The sequence below is a fragment of the Sphingomonas cynarae genome, from assembly GCF_039537815.1.
In the GTDB taxonomy this organism is placed as follows: Bacteria; Pseudomonadota; Alphaproteobacteria; order Sphingomonadales; family Sphingomonadaceae; genus Sphingomonas; species Sphingomonas cynarae.
This window is the reverse complement of record NZ_BAABBF010000002.1, coordinates 324402-344252: the sequence shown is the minus strand read 5'-3', so window position 1 is coordinate 344252 and position 19851 is coordinate 324402. Positions and strand designations below refer to the sequence as shown.

Annotated in this window: 20 protein-coding genes; 13 read left to right on the top strand and 7 right to left on the bottom strand. The window is 67.9% G+C overall.

Annotated elements, in window-relative coordinates; all coding sequences use genetic code 11:
- Positions 1-27: 27 nt before the first annotated feature.
- The 11 genes from ABD719_RS04900 to ABD719_RS04850 all read left to right on the top strand — a co-directional run bounded on the left by ABD719_RS04900 (position 28) and on the right by ABD719_RS04850 (position 11048).
- The gene (locus ABD719_RS04900) at positions 28-1218 is read left to right on the top strand and encodes an MFS transporter (RefSeq protein ID WP_344692265.1); all 1191 of its coding nucleotides are present in this window, start codon (positions 28-30) and stop codon (positions 1216-1218) included.
- Between the two features lie 31 nt (positions 1219-1249).
- Complete coding sequence (locus ABD719_RS04895) at positions 1250-3304, top strand: carbon starvation CstA family protein (protein ID WP_344692264.1); 2055 nt, start codon at positions 1250-1252, stop codon at positions 3302-3304.
- Entirely contained in the window at positions 3301-3483 is a 183-nt protein-coding gene (locus ABD719_RS04890; RefSeq protein WP_344692263.1) for a YbdD/YjiX family protein, read from the top strand. Before ABD719_RS04895 ends, ABD719_RS04890 begins: the two co-directional genes overlap by 4 nt.
- Before the next feature lie 58 nt (positions 3484-3541).
- Complete coding sequence (locus tag ABD719_RS04885) at positions 3542-4303, top strand: Crp/Fnr family transcriptional regulator (RefSeq protein WP_344692262.1); 762 nt, start codon at positions 3542-3544, stop codon at positions 4301-4303.
- A gap of 2 nt (positions 4304-4305) precedes the next feature.
- Positions 4306-4482 carry a DUF4169 family protein gene (locus tag ABD719_RS04880; protein ID WP_344692261.1) on the top strand — a complete coding sequence of 59 codons (177 nt, stop codon included), beginning with the start codon at positions 4306-4308 and terminating at the stop codon, positions 4480-4482.
- An 84-nt stretch (positions 4483-4566) separates the two neighbouring features.
- Positions 4567-5304 carry a peptidylprolyl isomerase gene (locus tag ABD719_RS04875; protein ID WP_344692260.1) on the top strand — a complete coding sequence of 246 codons (738 nt, stop codon included), beginning with the start codon at positions 4567-4569 and terminating at the stop codon, positions 5302-5304.
- Positions 5301-6338, top strand: coding sequence for a tRNA preQ1(34) S-adenosylmethionine ribosyltransferase-isomerase QueA (queA, locus tag ABD719_RS04870; protein ID WP_344692258.1), 1038 nt, complete (start codon positions 5301-5303; stop codon positions 6336-6338). The genes ABD719_RS04875 and queA overlap by 4 nt, the downstream gene beginning before the upstream one ends.
- Entirely contained in the window at positions 6335-6874 is a 540-nt protein-coding gene (locus ABD719_RS04865; RefSeq protein ID WP_344692257.1) for an EF-hand domain-containing protein, read from the top strand. The genes queA and ABD719_RS04865 overlap by 4 nt, the downstream gene beginning before the upstream one ends.
- Entirely contained in the window at positions 6871-8007 is a 1137-nt protein-coding gene (gene tgt / locus ABD719_RS04860) for a tRNA guanosine(34) transglycosylase Tgt (protein ID WP_344692256.1), read from the top strand. The genes ABD719_RS04865 and tgt overlap by 4 nt, the downstream gene beginning before the upstream one ends.
- Positions 8004-8207, top strand: coding sequence for a hypothetical protein (locus tag ABD719_RS04855; RefSeq protein ID WP_344692255.1), 204 nt, complete (start codon positions 8004-8006; stop codon positions 8205-8207). Before tgt ends, ABD719_RS04855 begins: the two co-directional genes overlap by 4 nt.
- On the top strand, positions 8208-11048 hold the full coding sequence (locus tag ABD719_RS04850; RefSeq protein ID WP_344692254.1) for a M16 family metallopeptidase: 2841 nt from the start codon (positions 8208-8210) through the stop codon (positions 11046-11048).
- Positions 11049-11070: 22 nt separating this feature from the next.
- On the opposite strand, the gene ABD719_RS04845 is transcribed toward ABD719_RS04850, so the two are convergent.
- Positions 11071-11409, bottom strand: a complete 339-nt coding sequence (locus ABD719_RS04845) for a hypothetical protein (protein WP_344692253.1) — start codon at positions 11407-11409, stop codon at positions 11071-11073.
- A 157-nt stretch (positions 11410-11566) separates the two neighbouring features.
- Positions 11567-11899 carry a hypothetical protein gene (locus tag ABD719_RS04840; RefSeq protein WP_344692252.1) on the bottom strand — a complete coding sequence of 111 codons (333 nt, stop codon included), beginning with the start codon at positions 11897-11899 and terminating at the stop codon, positions 11567-11569.
- 161 nt (positions 11900-12060) lie between these two features.
- Here ABD719_RS04840 and ABD719_RS04835 point away from each other — a divergent pair, with 161 nt between their 5' ends.
- Positions 12061-13641 carry an aldehyde dehydrogenase (NADP(+)) gene (locus ABD719_RS04835; protein ID WP_344692577.1) on the top strand — a complete coding sequence of 527 codons (1581 nt, stop codon included), beginning with the start codon at positions 12061-12063 and terminating at the stop codon, positions 13639-13641.
- A gap of 87 nt (positions 13642-13728) precedes the next feature.
- Entirely contained in the window at positions 13729-14640 is a 912-nt protein-coding gene (locus tag ABD719_RS04830; protein WP_344692251.1) for a DMT family transporter, read from the top strand.
- Here the strand turns inward: ABD719_RS04830 and ABD719_RS04825 are convergent.
- The 5 genes from ABD719_RS04825 to gcvT form a co-directional block, all read right to left on the bottom strand.
- Positions 14627-15133, bottom strand: coding sequence for a CcdC protein domain-containing protein (locus ABD719_RS04825; RefSeq protein ID WP_344692250.1), 507 nt, complete (start codon positions 15131-15133; stop codon positions 14627-14629). The genes ABD719_RS04830 and ABD719_RS04825 overlap by 14 nt on opposite strands.
- 57 nt (positions 15134-15190) lie before the next feature.
- Positions 15191-16771, bottom strand: a complete 1581-nt coding sequence (gene gcvPB, locus ABD719_RS04820; protein ID WP_344692249.1) for an aminomethyl-transferring glycine dehydrogenase subunit GcvPB — start codon at positions 16769-16771, stop codon at positions 15191-15193.
- A complete protein-coding gene (gcvPA, locus tag ABD719_RS04815; protein WP_344692248.1) occupies positions 16768-18126 on the bottom strand; it encodes an aminomethyl-transferring glycine dehydrogenase subunit GcvPA in 1359 nt (452 codons plus the stop codon). The genes gcvPB and gcvPA overlap by 4 nt, the downstream gene beginning before the upstream one ends.
- Positions 18127-18271: 145 nt before the next feature.
- Positions 18272-18640, bottom strand: a complete 369-nt coding sequence (gene gcvH / locus ABD719_RS04810; protein WP_192125452.1) for a glycine cleavage system protein GcvH — start codon at positions 18638-18640, stop codon at positions 18272-18274.
- A gap of 3 nt (positions 18641-18643) precedes the next feature.
- Entirely contained in the window at positions 18644-19849 is a 1206-nt protein-coding gene (gene gcvT / locus ABD719_RS04805; protein WP_344692247.1) for a glycine cleavage system aminomethyltransferase GcvT, read from the bottom strand.
- Between the last annotated feature and the right edge of the window lie 2 nt (positions 19850-19851).

The following is a 19851-nucleotide window of genomic DNA, read 5'->3' as shown; positions in this document are numbered from 1 at the left end:
GCCCTCTCGGCGCACGACGTGGCGGTGATGACCAGCATCGCCGCACCGCTGCGGCCGGGTGCCGCCACCGTGCGGCCCGGCATCGTTCACCTCGCGCTCGCCGTCGGCGGGTTCGCGATCGGCACCACCGAATTCGCGACGATGAGCCTGCTGCCGGCGATGGCCGCGGATTTCGGCATCGACGAGCCGACGGCAGGACACGTCATCAGCGCCTATGCGCTGGGCGTCGTCGTCGGCGCGCCAACGATCGCGGTCGCGTCGGCGCGGATGTCGCGGCGGACACTGCTGATCGTGCTGATGACGATGTTTGCGATCGGCAACGCCGCGTCCGCGATCGTGCCGTCCTATCACGCGATGCTGTTCGCCCGGTTCCTGAGCGGATTGCCGCATGGCGCCTATTTCGGCATCGCCTCGCTGGTCGCCGCCTCGCTGGTGCCGCCGGAGCGACGAACGCGCGCGGTGGGGCGGATCATGCTGGGGCTGACGATCGCGACCGTCGTCGGTGTTCCCGTCGCCAGCCTGGTCGGGCAGTTCGCCAGCTGGCGCTGGGCGCTGGGCGCCGTCGCAATTCTAGCGCTGGCCACCGCTGCGCTGGTCGCGCATTTCGCGCCACGCGATCCCGCCAACCCGACCGCCGACCCCTTGCGCGAATTGAACGCCCTGCGCCGGTCGCAGGTGTGGCTGACGTTGGGCACCGGCGCGATCGGGTTCGGCGGGCTGTTCGCGGTCTATACCTATCTCGCCTCGACCCTGAACGAGGTGACGCGGGTCGGCCCCGGCTTCGCATCGATCGTGTTCATGGTGTTCGGCATCGGCATGACGCTGGGCAACCTGATCGTGCCGCGCTTCGCGGACCGGGCGCTGATGCCGACCGCAGGGGCATTGCTGTTGTGGTCGGCAGTGGCGCTGGCATTGTATCCGCTCGCCGCGCACAGCCCGGCGCTGGTGCTGATCGACGTGCTGGCGATCGGCATCGGTGGTGCGCTCGGCACCATTCTCCAGACCCGGTTGATGGATGTCGCGGGCGATGCGCAGGCACTGGCCGCCGCGCTCAACCATTCGGCGTTCAATGTCGCGAATGCGATCGGCCCGATGGCGGGTGGACTGGCGATCGCTGCCGGATTCGGGTTGGGATCGACCGGGCTTGTCGGGGCCGGGCTGGCGCTGGGTGGTCTCGCGATCTGGGCGGTCTCGCTGGCGGTGGCACGCCGGGGCTGATACACCGCCCCCAACGACCACGGGGGGCGGGATGACGACAGGCATGACGGTGCGGGACAGGCTCGGCTGGGGCGCGGTGGCCGTGCTGGGCGCGGGGGCGCTGGCGGTGGTGGCGACGAGCCGGGGCGAGAGCATCAACGCCCTGTGGATCGTCACCGCGGCGGTCTGCACCTACATCATCGCCTATCGATTCTATGCGAAGTTCATCGCGACCCGCGTGCTGGGGATCGATCCGTCGCGACCGACCCCGGCGGTCCGCCGGGCCGATGGCCTCGATTATGTCGCGACCGACCGGCGGGTGCTGTTCGGCCACCATTTCGCGGCGATCGCGGGCGCGGGACCGCTGGTCGGGCCGGTGCTGGCGGCACAGATGGGCTATCTGCCCGGTACGCTGTGGATATTGGCGGGCGTCGTGCTGGCCGGGGCGGTGCAGGATTTCCTTGTCCTGTTCATCTCGATGCGGCGCGACGGCCGGTCGCTGGGCGAGCTCGTCCGGATGGAAATGGGCGTGGTGCCCGGCACGATCGCGCTGGTCGGGGCCTTTGCGATCATGGTCATCATCCTCGCGGTGCTGGCGCTGATCGTGGTACGCGCACTGGCGGAAAGCCCGTGGGGGCTGTTCACCGTCACCGCCACCATCCCGCTCGCGCTGCTGATGGGCTGTTATACCCGCTGGTTGCGGCCGGGCCGGATCGGCGAGGTGTCGATCATCGGCCTGATCGGGCTGTTTGCGGCGATCATCCTCGGCGGTCAGGTCGCCGCCTCGTCATGGGCGCCGTTCTTCACGCTGACGCCGGTGCAACTATGCTTCGCGCTGATCGGCTATGGCGCGGTCGCAGCGTTGCTGCCGGTGTGGCTGTTGCTGGCCCCGCGCGATTACCTGTCCACCTTCCTCAAGATCGGGGCGATCGTCGCACTGGCGCTGGGCATAGCAATCATGGCGCCGCCGCTGAAGATGCCGGCGCTGACGCCGTTCATCCACGGCGGCGGACCGGTCTGGTCGGGCACGTTATTCCCGTTCCTGTTCATCACCATCGCCTGTGGTGCGGTGTCCGGCTTCCACGCGCTGATCGCCAGCGGCACCACCCCGAAACTGATCGCGAGCGAGGGTGATGCCCCGCTGATCGGATATGGCGCGATGCTGGCGGAAAGCTTCGTCGCGATCATGGCGCTGGTGGGTGCCTCGATCCTCGATCCCGGCCTGTATTTCGCGATGAACAGCCCGGCCGCGATCGTCGGTACCGATCCCGCCAGCGCGGCGGCGGCAGTGACGGCGATGGGCTTCCCGATCGATGCCGCCATGCTGGCGCAGACTGCGCGCGATGTCGGCGAACATACCGTCATCAGCCGCACCGGCGGCGCGCCGACACTGGCGGTGGCGATGGCGGAAATCTTCAGCCACGTCGTCGGCGGGCCGGCGATGAAGGCGTTCTGGTATCACTTCGCCATCCTGTTCGAGGCGCTGTTCATCCTGACCGCGGTCGATGCCGGGACCCGCGCCGGGCGGTTCATGTTGCAGGACCTGATGGGTCTGGTCTCCCCCCGCTTCCGCGACAGCGACGCGTGGGGGCCGGGGCTGATCGCCACCTTCCTGTGCGTGGGGGCGTGGGGCTTCTTCCTCTATCAGGGCGTCACCGATCCGCTGGGCGGGGTGAATACGCTGTGGCCGCTGTTCGGCATCTCCAACCAGATGCTTGCCGCGGTCGCCCTGGTGCTGTCGACGGTGGTGCTGTTCCGGATGAAGCGCGAGCGCTACGCCTGGGTCACCGCCCTGCCCGCCGCATGGCTGGTGGCCTGCACCGGTACCGCCGGTTTCCAGAAACTGTTCCATCCCGATCCCGCGATCGGGTTCCTCGCCCATGCCCGCAAATTCGGCGATGCCCTGACGGAGGGACGGGTATTGGCGCCGGCCAAATCGCTCGACCAGATGGCCCGGGTGGTGATGAACGACCGGATCGACGCCGCCCTGTGCGCGCTGTTCCTGGCGGTGGTGACGGCGATCCTGGTCTATGGCATCCGCGCCTGCCTGCACGCGCGCCGGCTATCGACGCCCAGCGTCAGCGAAACGCCGGCGGTGGCGACATGACGCTGCTGGCGTTGATCGCGGAGACGGCCCGATCGATGGTCGGAATGCCGTCCTATACCGCCTATCGCCAGCACATGGCCGCGCATCATCCCGAGGCGGAGCCGATGGACGAGGTCGCCTTCTTCCGGGATCGGCAACAGGCCCGTTATGGGGGCAAGGGCGGCGGCCGATGTTGCTGATTCACCCCATCCCAGCTGGATTGCCGTTTGCCGATGATTGTGCGAGGCTGATCGCTCCATGATGCTCGCCAGCCCGCTAGGTTTCCGTCGCAGCGCCCTGACGCGCCGCCTGTCGCACTACCTCACGCTGACGGAGGCGGAAGACCGCGCGCTCGAAGCGGCGGAGGAGCGCGAGCGCCGGGTTGCCGCCGGTGAGCCGCTGGTCGAGGCGAGCCAGCCGATCGACCGGCTGTTCGTCGTCCAGCACGGCTGGCTGCACAGTTCGGTGCGACTGCGCGACGGGGGTCGCCAGATCCTGCGCTTCCATTATCCCGGTGACCTGATCGGCGTGTCGTCGATCGCCTGGTCGCAGGCGGCGACCACGCTGACCGCGGTCAGCGACTGCATCGTCAGCGAACTACCCAAGACGCAGCTCGGCCGGCTGTTCGCCGCGCAGGGGCGGATCGGCGGGCTGCTTTATGCGATCGCCGCAGCGGAAAGCGTGGCGATGAGCGACCGGCTGACCGCGATCGGCCGAATGAACGCGATCCAGCGGCTGGCGACGCTGCTGCTCGACATCACCGCGCGGCTGCGGGTCACGGCGGGCGGCGTGGTCGACACGATCGAACTGCCGCTGACGCAGGCGGATATCGGCGACGCGCTCGGCCTGACCAAGGTGCATGTCAACCGCACCTTCCGCGAGATGGAGAAGCGCGGCATGATCTCCCGCGCCGGTCGCCGTCTCAAGATTCTCGACGAGCCGGGGCTGATCGATTTCACCGGCTTCGTCGATCGTCATGCGGTGATCGCGACCGACTGGCTGCCGCCGCTGCTGGGATAGCCATGGCGGAGATCATCAACCTGCGTCGCGCCCGCAAGGCGAAGGCCCGTGTCACCGCCGCGGGGCAGGCGGATGCCAACCGCATCGCCTTCGGCCGCACCAGGGCGGAACGACAGGCGACCGCCGCCGAGGCCGATCGCGCCCGCCGTCTGCTCGACGGGGCGAAGCGCGAGGAATAGCCAGGCCGCCCTTGCCGAGGTTCAGTTTGGCGCAAGGCGGGATTTGCTCTACAGGATCGCCCGTCCCCTCCAGAGTGGTATTCCATGCGCTGTATCGCCGGTTTGTTCGTGTTCGCCGCCTGTCTCGCCGCGCCGCTTGGCGCCCAGCAACTGATCGATCCGGGGATCAAGGATCGCGCCACCCCGCCGCTGACGACGGACAAGGAAAACTTGCTGCTATTGGACCTGTCGACCGGCGGGCGCGTCACCATCTGGCTGCGGCCGGACGTGGCGCCCAAGACGGTGGCGCAGATCAAGACGCTGACCCGTCAGCATTTCTATGACGGGCTGACGTTTCACCGCGTGATCGACGGCTTCATGGCGCAGGGCGGCGATCCCAAGGGTGATGGCACCGGCGGCTCCACCCTTCCCAACATTCCGGCCGAATTCAACTATCTGCCGCATGTTCGCGGTGCGGTGGCAGCGGCGCGCGCGGATGCCAAGGATTCGGCGAACAGCCAGTTCTACATCGTGCTCCAGCCGCGCCTCGCGCTCGACAAGAAGTACACCGTGTTCGGCCGGGTGATCGACGGCATGGCCTTTGTCGACACGATCGAGCGCGGCGAGCCGCCCGCGAACCCCAGCCGCATCGTCCATGCCTATATCGCGGCGGACAATCCTCCCGCCTATGTCGCAGCACCCGCCCCGGTTCCGACCGGGCTCGGCGCACCAGTGACGTTGCCGGGTACCGGACCGGGCAACGGCATCCCGGCCGGTACCGCCGCACCGAAGCGTGCCGCCCCCACCAAGGCGCCGGTGCGAAAGGCGGCACCCCGCCGTTGAGGGTCGACCTGTTCGACTTCGCCCTGCCGGCGGAGCGTATCGCCCTGCACCCCGCCACCCCCCGCGATGCCGCGCGGATGCTGGTGCTGGACGGAGATGCCACGATCGACCGCAGGGTCGGCGACCTGCCTGCTTCGTTGCGCGCGGGTGATTGTCTGGTCTTCAACGATACCCGCGTCATTCCGGCGCAGCTCGACGGGCGACGGGGCGAAGCGCGGATCGGCGCGACGCTGCACAAGCGCGAGGGGCCACGCCGGTGGCGGGCGTTCGTGCGCGGCGCTAAACGCCTGCACGACGGCGATACGATCGATTTCGGCCACGGCGTCACCGCGATCAGTACCGCGCGCGGCGAAGATGGCAGCTGGGCGCTCGACTTCGCCGGGGACGAGCCGGTCGAGTTGTTGCTGGAGCGCGCGGGCCGGATGCCGTTACCGCCCTATATCGCGCAGAAGCGCGGCATCACGCCGCAGGATGCGGACGATTACCAGACGATGTTCGCCACCGATCCCGGCGCGGTCGCTGCCCCCACCGCCGCACTGCACTTCACGCCCGCGCTGATGGGGGCGCTGGCGGCACACGGCATCGCGCACGAAACGCTGACGCTGCATGTCGGCGCAGGCACCTTCCTGCCGGTAAAAGCGGAGGATACGGTCGACCACCGGATGCATGCCGAATGGGGCCGGATCGACGCCGCGGTCGCCGATCGCCTTAACGCGGTGCGCGCCGCCGGGGGCAGAGTAATCGCGGTCGGCACCACCTCGCTCCGTCTGCTCGAAAGTGCCACGGAAGAGGACGGGGTAGTCGCGCCGTTCGAGGGCGACACCGCGATCTTCATCACCCCCGGTTATCGTTTTCGCGCGATCGACGGGCTGATGACCAATTTCCACCTGCCGCGATCCACCCTGTTCATGCTGGTATCGGCGCTGATGGGGACGGAACGGATGCAGGCCGCCTATGCCCATGCGATCCAGCACGGCTATCGTTTCTACAGCTATGGCGATGCGTCGCTGCTTCTGCCGGATGATCGCCGATGATCCTGCTCGCCCTGTTGCTCCAGACGGCGGTCGCGCAGGAACCGCCCGAGATCATCGTGCCCGGCCCTGCCCGCCCTTCCGCACAGACGCCGGCGACGATGGTGGTGGAACCGGTCGCGATGTTCGTGGCCGCCTGCGACGCGGACGGCGACGGACTGACAGAACGCTATGAACTGACGCCGTGCGTGCAGCGGTCGTTCGAGGCGATCGACACCGCGAAGACGGGCAAGCTGCGCTACTTCGCCTTCGCCGACTGGGCGCTGCGGTATCTGGGCGATCGCAATGCGCTGCCCAGCCCGTTCGATGCCGACAAGGACGGCGACAACATGGTGTCGCTGGACGAATTGCAGGCGCAGTTCCAGAAGCTCTATTCGCGTTTCCACCGCAGCGGCGCCGGGATCACCCGTGCCGATCTGCTCACCTTCCGCACCGGCCCGGTCGATGCCAACGGCCCGACCAGGCCCGGCCTTCCCAAAAGGGGCAAGGACGGCAAGCCCGCCCCCGCCGATCGCCCCGAGGGACGCAAGCCACGATGACCCGTTTCGCCTTCACCATCGCCGCCACCGATGGGCGCGCCCGCACCGGCAGCATCGCGATGCGGCGTGGCACGATCCGTACCCCCGCCTTCATGCCGGTCGGCACCGCCGCCACCGTGAAGGCGATGAAGCCCGGCGATGTCGAGGCGGCGGGTGCGGACATCATCCTGGGCAACACCTATCACCTGATGCTGCGCCCCGGCGCGGAACGGGTCGCACGGCTGGGGGGGCTGCACGGCTTCATGGGCTGGAAGCGCCCGATCCTGACCGACAGCGGCGGCTATCAGGTGATGAGCCTCGCCGATCTGACCAAGCGGTCCGAGGAAGGCGTGTCGTTCAAAAGCCATCTCGACGGCACCCGCCACCTGCTCAGCCCCGAACGCTCGATGGAAATCCAGCGGCTGCTCGGCTCCGACATCGTCATGGCGTTCGATGAACTGGTGCCGACCACCTCGACGCGCGAGGTGCAGGCGGCGGCGATGGAACGGTCGATGCGCTGGGCGAAGCGATCGCGCGACGGGTTCGATGCCGGTGGCGCACACGCGGAGGGTGCGGCGCTGTTCGGCATTCAGCAGGGTGCGCTGGACGAGGGCCTGCGCAAGGCATCGGCGGATGCGCTGATCGATATCGGCTTCGACGGCTATGCGGTCGGCGGTCTCGCGGTCGGTGAGGGGCAGGAGGCGATGTTCGGCTGCCTCGACTTCGCGCCCGGCCAGTTGCCGGCGGACAAGCCACGGTACCTGATGGGCGTCGGCAAGCCGACCGATATCGTCGGTGCGGTGGAGCGCGGCATCGACATGTTCGATTGCGTGTTGCCGACACGGTCGGGCCGCACCGGTCAGGCGTTCACGCGCCAGGGCCCGGTCAACATCCGCAACGCCCGCCATGCCGAGGATCAGGGACCGATCGACCCTGCCTGTCCCTGCCCCGTTTGCGCGACGTGGAGCCGTGCCTATCTCCACCACCTCGTCCGGGCCGGCGAGATTCTGGGGGCGATGTTGATGACGGAACACAACATCTGGTTCTACGAGACGTTGATGGCGGATCTGCGCGTGGCGATCACGGCCGGCGGGCTGACCGCCTTCGCCGACGATTTTCGGGCGCGATACCAGCAAGCAGGAGAGAACAAGTGACCGACACCACCGAAGACCAGCCCAACGAAATCCTCGCTGCCGCCGCGGAAGCCAAGCAGCAGGCGGAAGCCGCGGCCGCCGCCCTGAAGGACAAGGCGAAGGCATGGCCACTTGCCAAGATCGGCCTGGGAGTAGGCATAGGTTCCGCCGCCGTTGCGGCGGCGGTGCTGTTCGCCGGCCGCACCCGCAAGGATCGCTGAATGACCCGCCGCCTCGCTTTGCTGCTCGCGACCGCCATCCCCACCACGGTCGCAGCGCAGGCGGGGCCGGCACCTGCCCCGGTCGCCCCTGTGACGACGGTGCAGCCGATCGCGTTCACCACCCGCACGCTGCCCAACGGCCTGCGCGTCTATGCGTTGCGCGATACCACCACCCCCAACGTATCGGTGCAGGTGTGGTACGATGTCGGATCGAAGGACGATCCCAGGGGCCGGTCCGGCTTCGCGCACATGTTCGAACATCTGATGTTCAAGGCGACGCGCAACCTGGCCCCGGAACAAATGGACCGGCTGACCGAGGATGTCGGCGGCTACAACAACGCGTCGACCAGCGACGACTATACGAACTACTATGAACTGGTCCCCGCCAACCACCTGCAACGCCTGTTGTTCGCGGAGGCGGACCGGATGGCCAGCCTGGTGGTCGAACCCACCAGCTTCGCCTCCGAACGCGAAGTGGTGAAGGAGGAATTGCGCCGCTCCACGCTGGCGCGTCCCTATGGCAAATTGTTCTCCACCTATATGTCGGCGGCATCCTATGCGGTGCATCCCTATGCCCGCTCGACGATCGGCAGCATCGACGAATTGCAGGCCGCCTCGATCGACGATGTCCGCGCCTTTCACGCGACCTATTACCGGCCCGACAATGCGATCCTCGTCGTATCGGGCAACTTCGATCCCACACAACTTGATGCGTGGATCGACCGCTATTTCGCGCCGATCAAGCGCCCCGCCGGCCCTATCCCGCGCGTAACCACCGTCGAGCCGCCGCGCACCGCACCGGTCGTCCGTACCGTCTACGAAGCCAATACGCCCCTGCCCGCCGTCATGATGAGTTGGCACGTTCCACCGGACAACGCCGCCGATACACCGGCGCTGTCGGTGTTGCAGACGGTGCTGGCAGCCGGCGAAAGCTCGCGCCTGTACGAGAACGTCGTCTATCGCGAGCAACTGGCGCAGGATGCCGCCGCGTTCCTCGATACCAAACAGGGCACCGGTAATCTGATCGTCTATGCGATCCTCGCCAGCGGCAAGACGGTGGCGGCAGGAGAGGCGGCATTGACGCGCGAGGTCGCCCGCTTCCGCGATGCACCCGTATCGACGGCCGAACTGGCCGAGGCCAAGAACCAGATCCTCACCGCCGCGATCAGAAGCCGCGAGACGGCCGAGGGCAAGGCGCAGTTGATCGCCTCGTCCGTGATCGTCGATGGCGATCCCCATGCCGCGGACCGGCAACTGGCCGCAATCGCGACGGTGACCGCCGCCGATGTGCAACGGGTCGCCCGGCGCTATCTGGGCGTGAACCAGTCCGTCACGATCCGCTACCTGCCCGACAGCGCGCGCCCGGCGACCGGCGGTGACACGATCGCGGTCGCCCCGACGGTGCGGACCGTACCGCTCGCGCCGCCCGCGAACATCGCGGTCGTGAAGCCCGCAACCGGAGCCGCCCGCCTGCTGCCGCCGCCGCCCGCCGCGCCGATCGCGGCCACCTTGCCGCAGCCGGTGGAGACGAGACTGTCAAACGGCCTGCGCGTCGTTACCGTGGAGCGGCACACGCTGCCGCTGGTTACCGCCGCGCTGATCGCGACCGGTGGCGGCGCCACAGACCCGGTTGCACGCGCCGGAGTCGCGGACCTGACCGCGACGCTGCTGACCAAGGGGACCGCCACCCGGTCCGCAACGGATATCGCCCGGCAGGTCGAGGCATTGGGCGGGGCGATCGCCAGTGGCGCGGATCGTGACGGCGCATCGGTGACGCTGACGGTGAAATCGGATCAGCTGGACACTGCCATGCCGATCCTGGCCGATGTCGCGATGCACCCCGCCTTCGCGGCGGAGGAAATCGAACGGGCACGCGCGCAGTCGATCGATGCGGTGACGGTGGCGATGAAAAGCCCTGGTGAACTGGCGGCAATGGTCGCCGGCCGTGCCGTGTTCGGTACCGGCCCCTATGCCGCGCCACTAGCGGGCACGCCCTCGTCGCTGAAGGCGATCACGCCGGCCGATATCACTCGCTCCTATGCCGGCACATGGGCGCCGGCACGCACCACGCTGGTGATGGTGGGTGACATCACGCCGGCGGCCGCCACCGCCTTGGCGACGGCCCGGTTCGGTGCGTGGCAAGGCAAGGCATCGACAGCACCTGTCCTTCCCCCGGTTACCGCCGCCGCACCGCGGGTGATCGTCGTCGATATGCCATCGGCCGGACAGGCGGGAGTCGTGGTGGCCCGCGCCGGCATCGCGCGCACCGATCCGCGTTATTATCCGCTCAGCGTCGGCAACACCGTGTTGGGCGGCGGCTTCTCGTCGCGGTTGAGCCAGGAAATCCGGATCAAGCGTGGGCTTGCCTATACTGCGGGCAGCAGCATTGCCGCCCGTCGAATGGGTGGGAGCGTCGCCGCGCAGACCCAGACCAAGAACCCATCGGCCACCGAAACCGTGCAGTTGATCGCGGCAGAAATGACGCGGATGGGCCGCGAACCGGTGCCTGCCGCCGAACTGGACGCGCGCAAGGCAGTACTGATCGGCGGGTTCGGTCGCGCGATCGAAACGACGGATGGCATCGCCGACATCGTCGGGGACTATGTCGTACAGAATGTACCTCTGAAGGAGATCGCCCTGTACGCATCCCGCATCGAGGGGGTCGATCCGGCGACGGTCCAGGCCGCCGCAGTTGCGCTGCTCGATCCAGGCGTCGCCAGCATCGTCGTGGTCGGCGATGCAAAGGCGTTCATCGAACCGTTGCGCCGCCTTTACCCTTCGGTCGAGCTAATCCCGGAAGCGGCGCTGGATCTGGATACGCCGACACTCCGCCGCCCTTGAGGGACGGCGGAGTTAGGAGCAATCAGCGATAGCGGCGATCGTTCTGACGGTCGTTCTTCTCGTACCGGACCCGTGCCGCAAGTGCATCGTAGCGACGGTCGAGGTCGCGACGCTCCCCGGCACTGAGGCCGTTCGAACGACGATACTGGGCTTCAAGACGATCGAGCTGGCGCAGTTCGGTCTGGATGCGCCGCGCCTCCGGGCGGTTCAGACGACCGCTGCGGATGCCCTGATCGATCCGCCGGTCCAGCACCGCCTGCCGCTGCGCGATCGGGCGCCAGCCGGCCTGCGCACTGGCGGCGACCGGGGTGGCAGCGGCAACGAGGCTGAGTGCTGCGGCGGTGATGGCGATGATCTTCATGGTGAAGCTCCTTTGTGAATGACGGGGCCGTTGCTGGCCTCGACGACCAAGATGGGGGTGGTGTGTAACGACCATGTCCCGCAAACCCGCCAAAACTGTCATGGATTGTCGCAACGTCGCCCGGTCCGTTCAGGAAACGGACGACGGCCGACCGCCGTCACTGACCGCCCGTCGCCGCCGCCGTTCCACGATCGGTAGCGAGACTTGGTGCCGGCCCCGTGGCCGGACGCAGCGATTCGCGCAGTTCGGGTGGTACCGGCGCCGTGGGATCGGGGCGGAAGGCATCAGGCGCGCGAGTGTGGATATCCACCGGCGGCGCATCGGCGGCGAGGTCGGGGGCCGCATGTTCGGCCGGATTGCCGCGCCGACGCGAGGAGAAGAGCAATGCCACCGCCGCCGCACCCAGCCCGATGGCTGCGGTGCCCGCTGCGATCATCGACACGCCCAGCGTCTTGGGCTGTTGCTTCTGCTTATTGCGTTTGACGGTCATGCTGTACTGTCCCTTCGGTCAAGATATCCGGTCAACGGCGATCCGCCCCGCCTCGTTCCCGATCGGACGTGCCGGCATGTCGCGGCAATAGTCCGACTAGGCTTTCCGTCGGCAGCGACTATATGCGGGGGAACGATCCCCCCCTTGAAGGAATGACGATGATGATCGACGGAGCCATGTTGATCGGCGGCGACGCACGCCAGGCCCCGGCCCGCTTCACCGCGGTCGAGCCGGCGACGGGCAACAGCCTGACCCCCGACTTCTCCTCGGCCGATGCCGCTGCGGTCGATGAGGCATGCGCGCTCGCCGAAGCCGCATTCCCGACCTACGCCGCCACCGATCCGGAAAACCGCGCGGCATTTCTGGAGGCCATCGCCGCCAATATCATGGCGATCGGCGATGACCTGATCGTCCGTGCCATGGCGGAAAGCGGCCTGCCCCGCGCACGGCTGGAAGGCGAGCGGGGTCGTACCGTCGGCCAGCTCAAGATGTTCGCGCAGGTCGTCAGGCAGGGCGACTGGCTGGATGCGACGATCGACCCCGCCCTGCCCGATCGCGCGCCGCTGCCCCGGCCCGATCTTCGCCGCGTCAACGTGGCGATCGGTCCGGTCGCGGTGTTCGGTGCGTCGAACTTCCCGCTCGCCTTCTCGGTGGCGGGTGGCGATACCGCCTCCGCGCTGGCGGCGGGCTGCCCGGTGGTGGTGAAGGGCCATCCGGCCCATCCGGGCACCGGCGAACTGGTGGCGCGCGCGATCGCCGAGGCAGTGACGGCAAGCGGCCTGCCGGCCGGCGTCTTCTCGTATCTGCCGGGCGAAACCAACGAACTGGGTGGCGCGCTGGTCGCCGATGCCCGTATCCGTGCGGTCGGGTTCACCGGCTCGCGCGCCGGCGGGCTGGCACTGGTGCGGATCGCCGCGCAGCGTGACGAGCCGATCCAGGTCTATGCCGAGATGTCGAGCATCAACCCCGTCATCCTGTTCCCCGCCGCGCTGGCGGCACGGGGCGAGGCACTGGGCAGTGCCTTCGTCCAGTCGCTGACGATGGGCGCCGGCCAGTTCTGCACCAATCCCGGTCTGGTGCTGGCCGTGGACGGTCCCGATCTCGACGCGTTCATCGCCACCGCCGCGGCCGCGATGACCGACAGCCAGCCGGCGACGATGCTGTCGCCGGGCATCCATGCCAGCTTCGAAAAGGGTGTCGATGCGCTCGCCAGCCATCGTGCCGTGCGCAGCGTCGCGCGGGGCGTGACCGGCGAGGGTGTCAACCAGGCCGTCGGCGCGATCTTCGAGACGGACGCGGCCAGCTTCCTGGCCGACCGTGCGCTGGGGCATGAGGTGTTCGGGTCGTCCTCGGTCGTCGTCCGTTGTCGTGACCTTGCCGAGGTTTCGACCGTGATCGCCTCGCTCGAAGGGCAGCTCACCGCCACGCTGCACATGGACCCGGCGGACGAGGCGGATGCCGCGACGATGATCCCCGTGATCGCCCGCCGGGTCGGTCGCATCCTGGCCAATGGCTGGCCGACCGGTGTGGAGGTCGCCCCCGCGATGGTTCATGGTGGCCCCTTCCCTGCCACCAGCGACGGCCGCACGACCTCGGTCGGGACGGCGGCGATCGAGCGCTTCCTGCGCCCGGTCTGCTTCCAGAACCTCGCCACGTCGCTGCTGCCACCGGCACTGGACGACGCCAATCCATGGGCCATTGCCCGCCGTCTCGATGGCAAGCGCGAGGCATCGGCCCGGTAAGCCCGTACAGCCCCTTCCCTGTGCGGGGAGGGGCTGGTTACCGCTTAATGCTTGCCCGCCTGCCCCGATCACCTACAGCCTGCCCGTATGACCTCTGCCCCCGCCAGCGACCGCCTGCTGCCTGCTATCGGCCTGCGCCTGATGTCGGTCGGGCTGTTCGCGACGATGAACGCCTGCATCAAACTGGCCGAGGCGCATGGCGCGGCGCTGGGCGAAATCCTGTTCTTTCGTCAGGCCGGGGCTGCGGTACTGGTCACGACCGTGATCGCCGCCGGTCCCGGCCTCGCCACGATCCGGACCCAGCGGATCGGCGCGCATGTGCTGCGTTGCGTCGTCGGGGTCATCAGCATGGCGTTCACCTTTGCCGCCCTGCTGGCACTGCCGCTGGCGGAAGCCACCACGATCGCCTTCTCCACACCGATCTTCGCGACGATCCTGGGTGCGTTGGTACTGGGTGAGCCGACCGGGTGGCGGCGCTGGTGCGCGGTCGGGCTCGGCTTCGTCGGCGTGCTGATCGTGATGCAGCCGGGGGGCCATGCCATCCCGCTATACGGCGCGGCCTGCGGGCTGGCTGCGGCGATGCTGACCGCGACGGTATTCATCCAGTTACGCCAGATCGGCCGGACGGAACGGGCGCAGACCACCGTCTGGTGGTTCTCGGTCCTGTCGCTGTTGCCGCTGAGCATCGTGTTCCTGCTGTCGATACAGCCACATCCGCCGACGACGTGGCTGATCCTGATGTCGGTCGGGCTGGTCGGTGGGGGCGCACAGCTGGCGATGACCGCGTCATTGCGGCGCGGCGCGGTGTCGCTGGTCGTGCCGTTCGACTATACGTCGCTGCTCTGGGCCACCGCCTATGGCTGGCTGTTGTTCGGCAGTTTGCCGGGGGAGACGACGTGGATCGGGGCGCCGGTGATCGTCGCCAGCGGCCTCTACATCGTCTGGCGCGAACATCGGCGCCGGCAGGAGGCGACACCGGCGGCGATCACGCCGGAATAGCCCGCGCCGCCAGCAACAGTCTACGCGCGCGCAGACACATCTCCAGCCGCTGCGCCGCGAACAACCCGAGTGCCATCGCCATCGCCATGTCGGTCACGGCCATCACGTCGAGATGGAGCCATCCGGATCCCGCCTGCGCGCCCTGACGCAACAGGATGATCGCGACGACGAACAGCAAGGCCGCCGGGGACGAGGTCTGGCTGATCGCATGAGTCGCGGGATCGATCGCGATCCGCATCGTCCGTCCGCGCTGCCAGCCCAATGCCGCACCGATCATCAGCGCGATCAGGCACCATACCCAGTTCCATCCCGTCGGGGGAAACCGCACATACATAGCGGTCACCACCAGCGCATAGACGGCCGGCACGATCCACAGCCGCCCGATCCTGAGCGGCACCGGCCGGCTCATACGACGCCATCTGAACGCCATGACGATGCCGATGACGATCACGGTGATCGCATAGGTGACGACGCTGTTCTGACCGGGCTGCATGGCGGGCAGGATGTCCCGCCACGCAGCCCGCGTCCAGTACCGCCGTTGGCGGTCCGCCTATTCCGCAGCGGCGGCCATCGGTGCCGGGTCTTTCCACGCCAGCACCGGCCGCCGCGCGGCCTGGGTTTCGTCCAGCCGACTGCGCGGGGCGAAATGCGGTGCGGTCTTCAACGCCGGATCACCCGCCTTGGCGCGTTCCGCCACCGAACGCAGCGCGCCGATGAACTGATCGAGCGCCGCCTTGGACTCGGTTTCGGTCGGCTCGACCAGCATCGCACCGTGGACGACCAGCGGAAAATACACCGTCATCGGATGATATCCCTCGTCGATCAGCCCCTTGGCCACATCGAGTGTCGAGAACCCGTCGGCGAGGTTGGCGTCGGAGAACAGCGCTTCGTGCATGCACGGTCCGGCCCCGGCGAAGGGCGCGTCGAGCACGCCTTCCAGCGAGCGCAGGACGTAGTTCGCGTTCAGCACCGCGTCCTCGGCCACTTGCCGCAAGCCATCGGCGCCATGGCTGAGGATGTAGGTCAGCGCGCGGGTGAACATGCCCATCTGGCCATGGAACGCGGTCATCCGCCCGAACGTGTCGGGATGGTCGTCGCCCGCCGTTTCCTCCTCGATCAGCGCGATATGTCCGTCTTCGTAGCGTGCGGTGAAGGGCAGCGGGCCGAACGGCGCCAAGGCCTCCGACAGCACGACCGGGCCGGAACCGGGACCGCCACCACCATGCGGGGTGGAGAAGGTCTTGTGCAGGTTGATGTGCATCGCGTCGACGCCAAGGTCGCCGGGCCGCACCCGGCCGACGATCGCGTTGAAATTGGCACCGTCGCAATAGACGTACCCGCCCGCCGCATGGACCGCGTCCGAAATCTCCTTCAGATCGCGTTCGAACAGGCCGCACGTGTTGGGGTTGGTGATCATCACCGCCGCAACGTCCGGTCCCAGACGCGCCTTCAGCGCCGCGGTGTCGACGCGGCCTTCCGCGGTGGCGGGAATATCCTCCACCTTGAAGCCCGCAAAGGCGGCGGTGGCGGGGTTGGTGCCGTGCGCGCTTTCGGGCACCAGCACGACCTTGCGATGCCCCTCGCCGCGCTTCTCCAGTGCGGCCTTGATGCACAAAATGCCGCAAAGCTCGCCATGCGCGCCCGCCTTCGGGCTCATCGCAACGCCATGCATACCGGTCAGCTTGATGAGCCAAACCGCCAGTTCGTTGATGACCTCCAGCGCGCCCTGCACCGTATCGACCGGCTGGAGCGGATGTACGTCCGCGAAGCCGGGCAACCGCGCCATCTTTTCGTTGAGGCGCGGATTGTGCTTCATCGTGCACGAGCCGAGCGGGAACAGGCCCAGGTCGATCGCATAGTTCTGGCGGCTGAGGCGGGTATAGTGCCGCACCGTCTCCGGCTCCGACAACCCCGGCAGACCGATGGTCGTGTCACGGGCAAGGTCGCCGAGCCGGCTCTTGCCCTCCTGCGCCGGCGCGATGTCGACGCCCGTCGTCGTGGTATCGCCAATCTCGAAGATCAGCGCCTCTTCCAGCATCAATGCCTTGTTACCGGTGAAGGTCGGGGCCGCGCCATCGGCATTGCCCTTGCCGGCCATCTCCGGCCGCCAGCCGCTTGCATTGATGCTCATGCCAGTACCTCCTCAAGTGCGGCGGCCAGCGCCTCGACATCCTCTGCGGTGGTCGTCTCGGTCACCGCGACCACCAGCCCGTTGGCCAATCCGTCCTGATCCGGATACAGCCGCCCCAGCGACACCCCGGCCAAGATGCCGCGATCGGCCAGCGTGCGGACCACCGGCCGCGCCTCCTGCGACAGCTTCAGCGTGAATTCGTTGAAGAACACGTCGTTGACCAGTTCGACGCCCGGCACCTGCGCCAGCCGTTCCGCCGCCGCGACCGCGCCGGCGTGGTTCACCGTCGCCAGCGCCCGCAGCCCGGCCTCGCCCAGCAACGTCATGTGAATCGAGAAGGCCAGCGCGCAGAGCCCGGAATTGGTGCAGATGTTGCTCGTCGCCTTTTCGCGGCGGATATGCTGTTCGCGCGTCGACAGCGTCAGCACGAAACCGCGACGGCCATCGGCATCCACCGTCTCGCCACACAGCCGGCCCGGCATCTGGCGGACATATTTATCCTTGCAACCGAACAGGCCGACATAGGGACCGCCGAACTGGAGTCCGACGCCCAGCGACTGCCCCTCGCCCACGACGATATCGGCGTCCATCTCACCGGGCGAAAGGATCGCGCCCAGCGCCACCGGCTCGGTAACGACGGCGATCAGCAGGGCCTTCTTCGCGTGGCAGGCGTCGGCCAGCGGCGTCAGGTCGGCGATCCGGCCGAGAATATCAGGATACTGCACCACCACGCATGATGTATCGTCGTCGATCTTCGCGATCAGCGCGTCCAGATCCATGTCCGCGACCAGCGTGGGCGATGTCGTATCCAGCACGTCGCCGGTGTACTTCGCCATCGTCTTCGCAACCGAGACGTAATGCGGGTGCAGGCCGGAGGACAGGATCGCCTTGCCGCGCCGGGTGATCCGCCGCGCCATGCCGATCGCTTCCCAGCAGGCAGTCGACCCGTCGTACATCGATGCGTTCGCCACGTCCGTTCCCAGCAAGCGCGCTACCTGCGTCTGGAACTCGAACAGCATCTGCAGCGTGCCCTGCGCGATTTCCGGCTGGTACGGCGTATAGGCGGTCAGGAATTCGCCGCGCTGGATCAGGTGATCGACCGACGCGGGCACGTGATGCCGGTATGCGCCGCACCCCAGGAAGAACGGTACTTCGCCCGCCACGGTGTTGCGCCGCGCCAGCGCGGTCATGTGCCGCTCCACCGACAATTCGGACGCGTGGTTCGGCAGGTCGTGGACGGGGCCGTCCAGCCGTGCCGCCTCGGGCACGTCGACGAACAGCGCGTCGATGGAATCGGCCCCGATGACGGACAGCATCGCCTCGCGATCGGGCTGGGTAAGCGGCAGGTAGCGCATCTGTTGCTCCTCCCCTCCCATGGGTGGGCGGGGTTGGGGTTGGGTCGCGTCGTGGAGAATGGGATACGTCCGTCCGGTCGATGCCGTATCGCGGGCGCTCACCCATTCCCGTCCCCTCCCGCCGAAGCGAGAGGGGATAGGTGGATCACAGCTTCGCGACGAACGCCTCGTACGCGGCTTCTTCCATCAGATCGTCCAGTTCGCTCTCGTCCGACAGGGTGATGCGGAAGAACCAGCCCTCACCCTCGGCATCGGAATTGACCAGATCGGGGGAGTCGGTCAGCGCGGTGTTGCCTTCCAGCACCGTGCCCGACACCGGCGAATAAACGTCGGAGGCGGCCTTGACCGATTCGACCACGGCGGCCTCATCGCCCTTGCTCAGCTCGCGGCCATCGGCGGGCACGTCGACGAACACGATGTCGCCCAGCTGGCCCTGGGCATATTCGGAGATACCGACCGTGCCGATCGAGCCTTCGACATCGATCCACTCATGATCTTCGGTGAAATAGCGCATTCTTCAAGCTCCCGTCATAGTGGATTGGCGGACATAGCGATGGGGAACGAACGGCATCGCCGCAACGGTCGCCTCGTGGATTTTGCCGCGCTGGACCAGCCGGACCGCAGTGCCGACGATCGCCAGCGCGGTGGGGACATAGGCCATGGCGATCGGCGCGCCGAGCGTGGGGGCAAAGCCGCCGCTGGTGACGCGGCCGATCACCGCACCATCCTCCGCGACCACCGACGCGCCTTCGCGCACCGGCTGGCGGCCGGTCACGATCAGGCCGACCCGCTTGGCCGCCGGGCCGTCCGCCCGTTCGGCCAGAATGCGCTCCGCGCCAACGAAATCGCCCGCCTCGCGTCGCCGCTTCGCCAGGGCGAAGCCGAGATCGGCCATCACCAGAGTGGTCTCCGGATCAAGATCGTGGCCGTACAGCGGCAACCCCGCCTCCAGCCGCAGCGAATCGCGCGCGCCCAGCCCGATCGGCTTCACTTCAGGTTCGGCGCACAGCGCATCGGCAAAGGCGGCGGCGGCCTCGGCAGGGATCGACACCTCGAACCCATCCTCACCCGTATAGCCCGACCGGCTGATCCACAGCGGCGTGCCCTGCCATTCGAACGCCCCGGCGGTCATGAACACCAGCGCCGTCACGCCCGGCACCAGCCGCGCCACCGCGTCGACCGCCCTGGGTCCCTGCACCGCCAGCAGTGCCTGTTCGTCCTGCAGGTTGATCGTGACGTCGTCGGGCAACACATCGAGCAGATAGCCGATATCGTCGTATTTGGTCGCGCCGTTGACGACCAGATAGAGTTCGTCCTCGCCCGCCGCATTGCGCCGCCGCGTTACCATCAGGTCGTCGAGGATGCCGCCATCGTCGTTCAGCAGCAGCGAATACCGGTTCCGGTTTTCGGCCAGGCCGGCGATATCGCCCGGCAGCACCGCCTCCAGCGCCTTCGCCACCGCATCGATGCCGGCGTCGGCGGTCAGGACCAGCTGGCCCATATGGCTGACGTCGAACAGGCCGGCGTTCTCGCGCGTCCACAGATGTTCGGCCATGATGCCGTCATACTGGACCGGCATCTGGTACCCGGCGAACGCCACCATCCGTCCGCCACGGGCACGATGCCAGGCGTCGAGCGGCAGCAGCTGCGGTTCGTCATGCCCTTCGGGGGCGTCTTCGACGTTCAGGTCTGCCGGTGCAGGATTCAGGGTCGCGTCGGTCATGG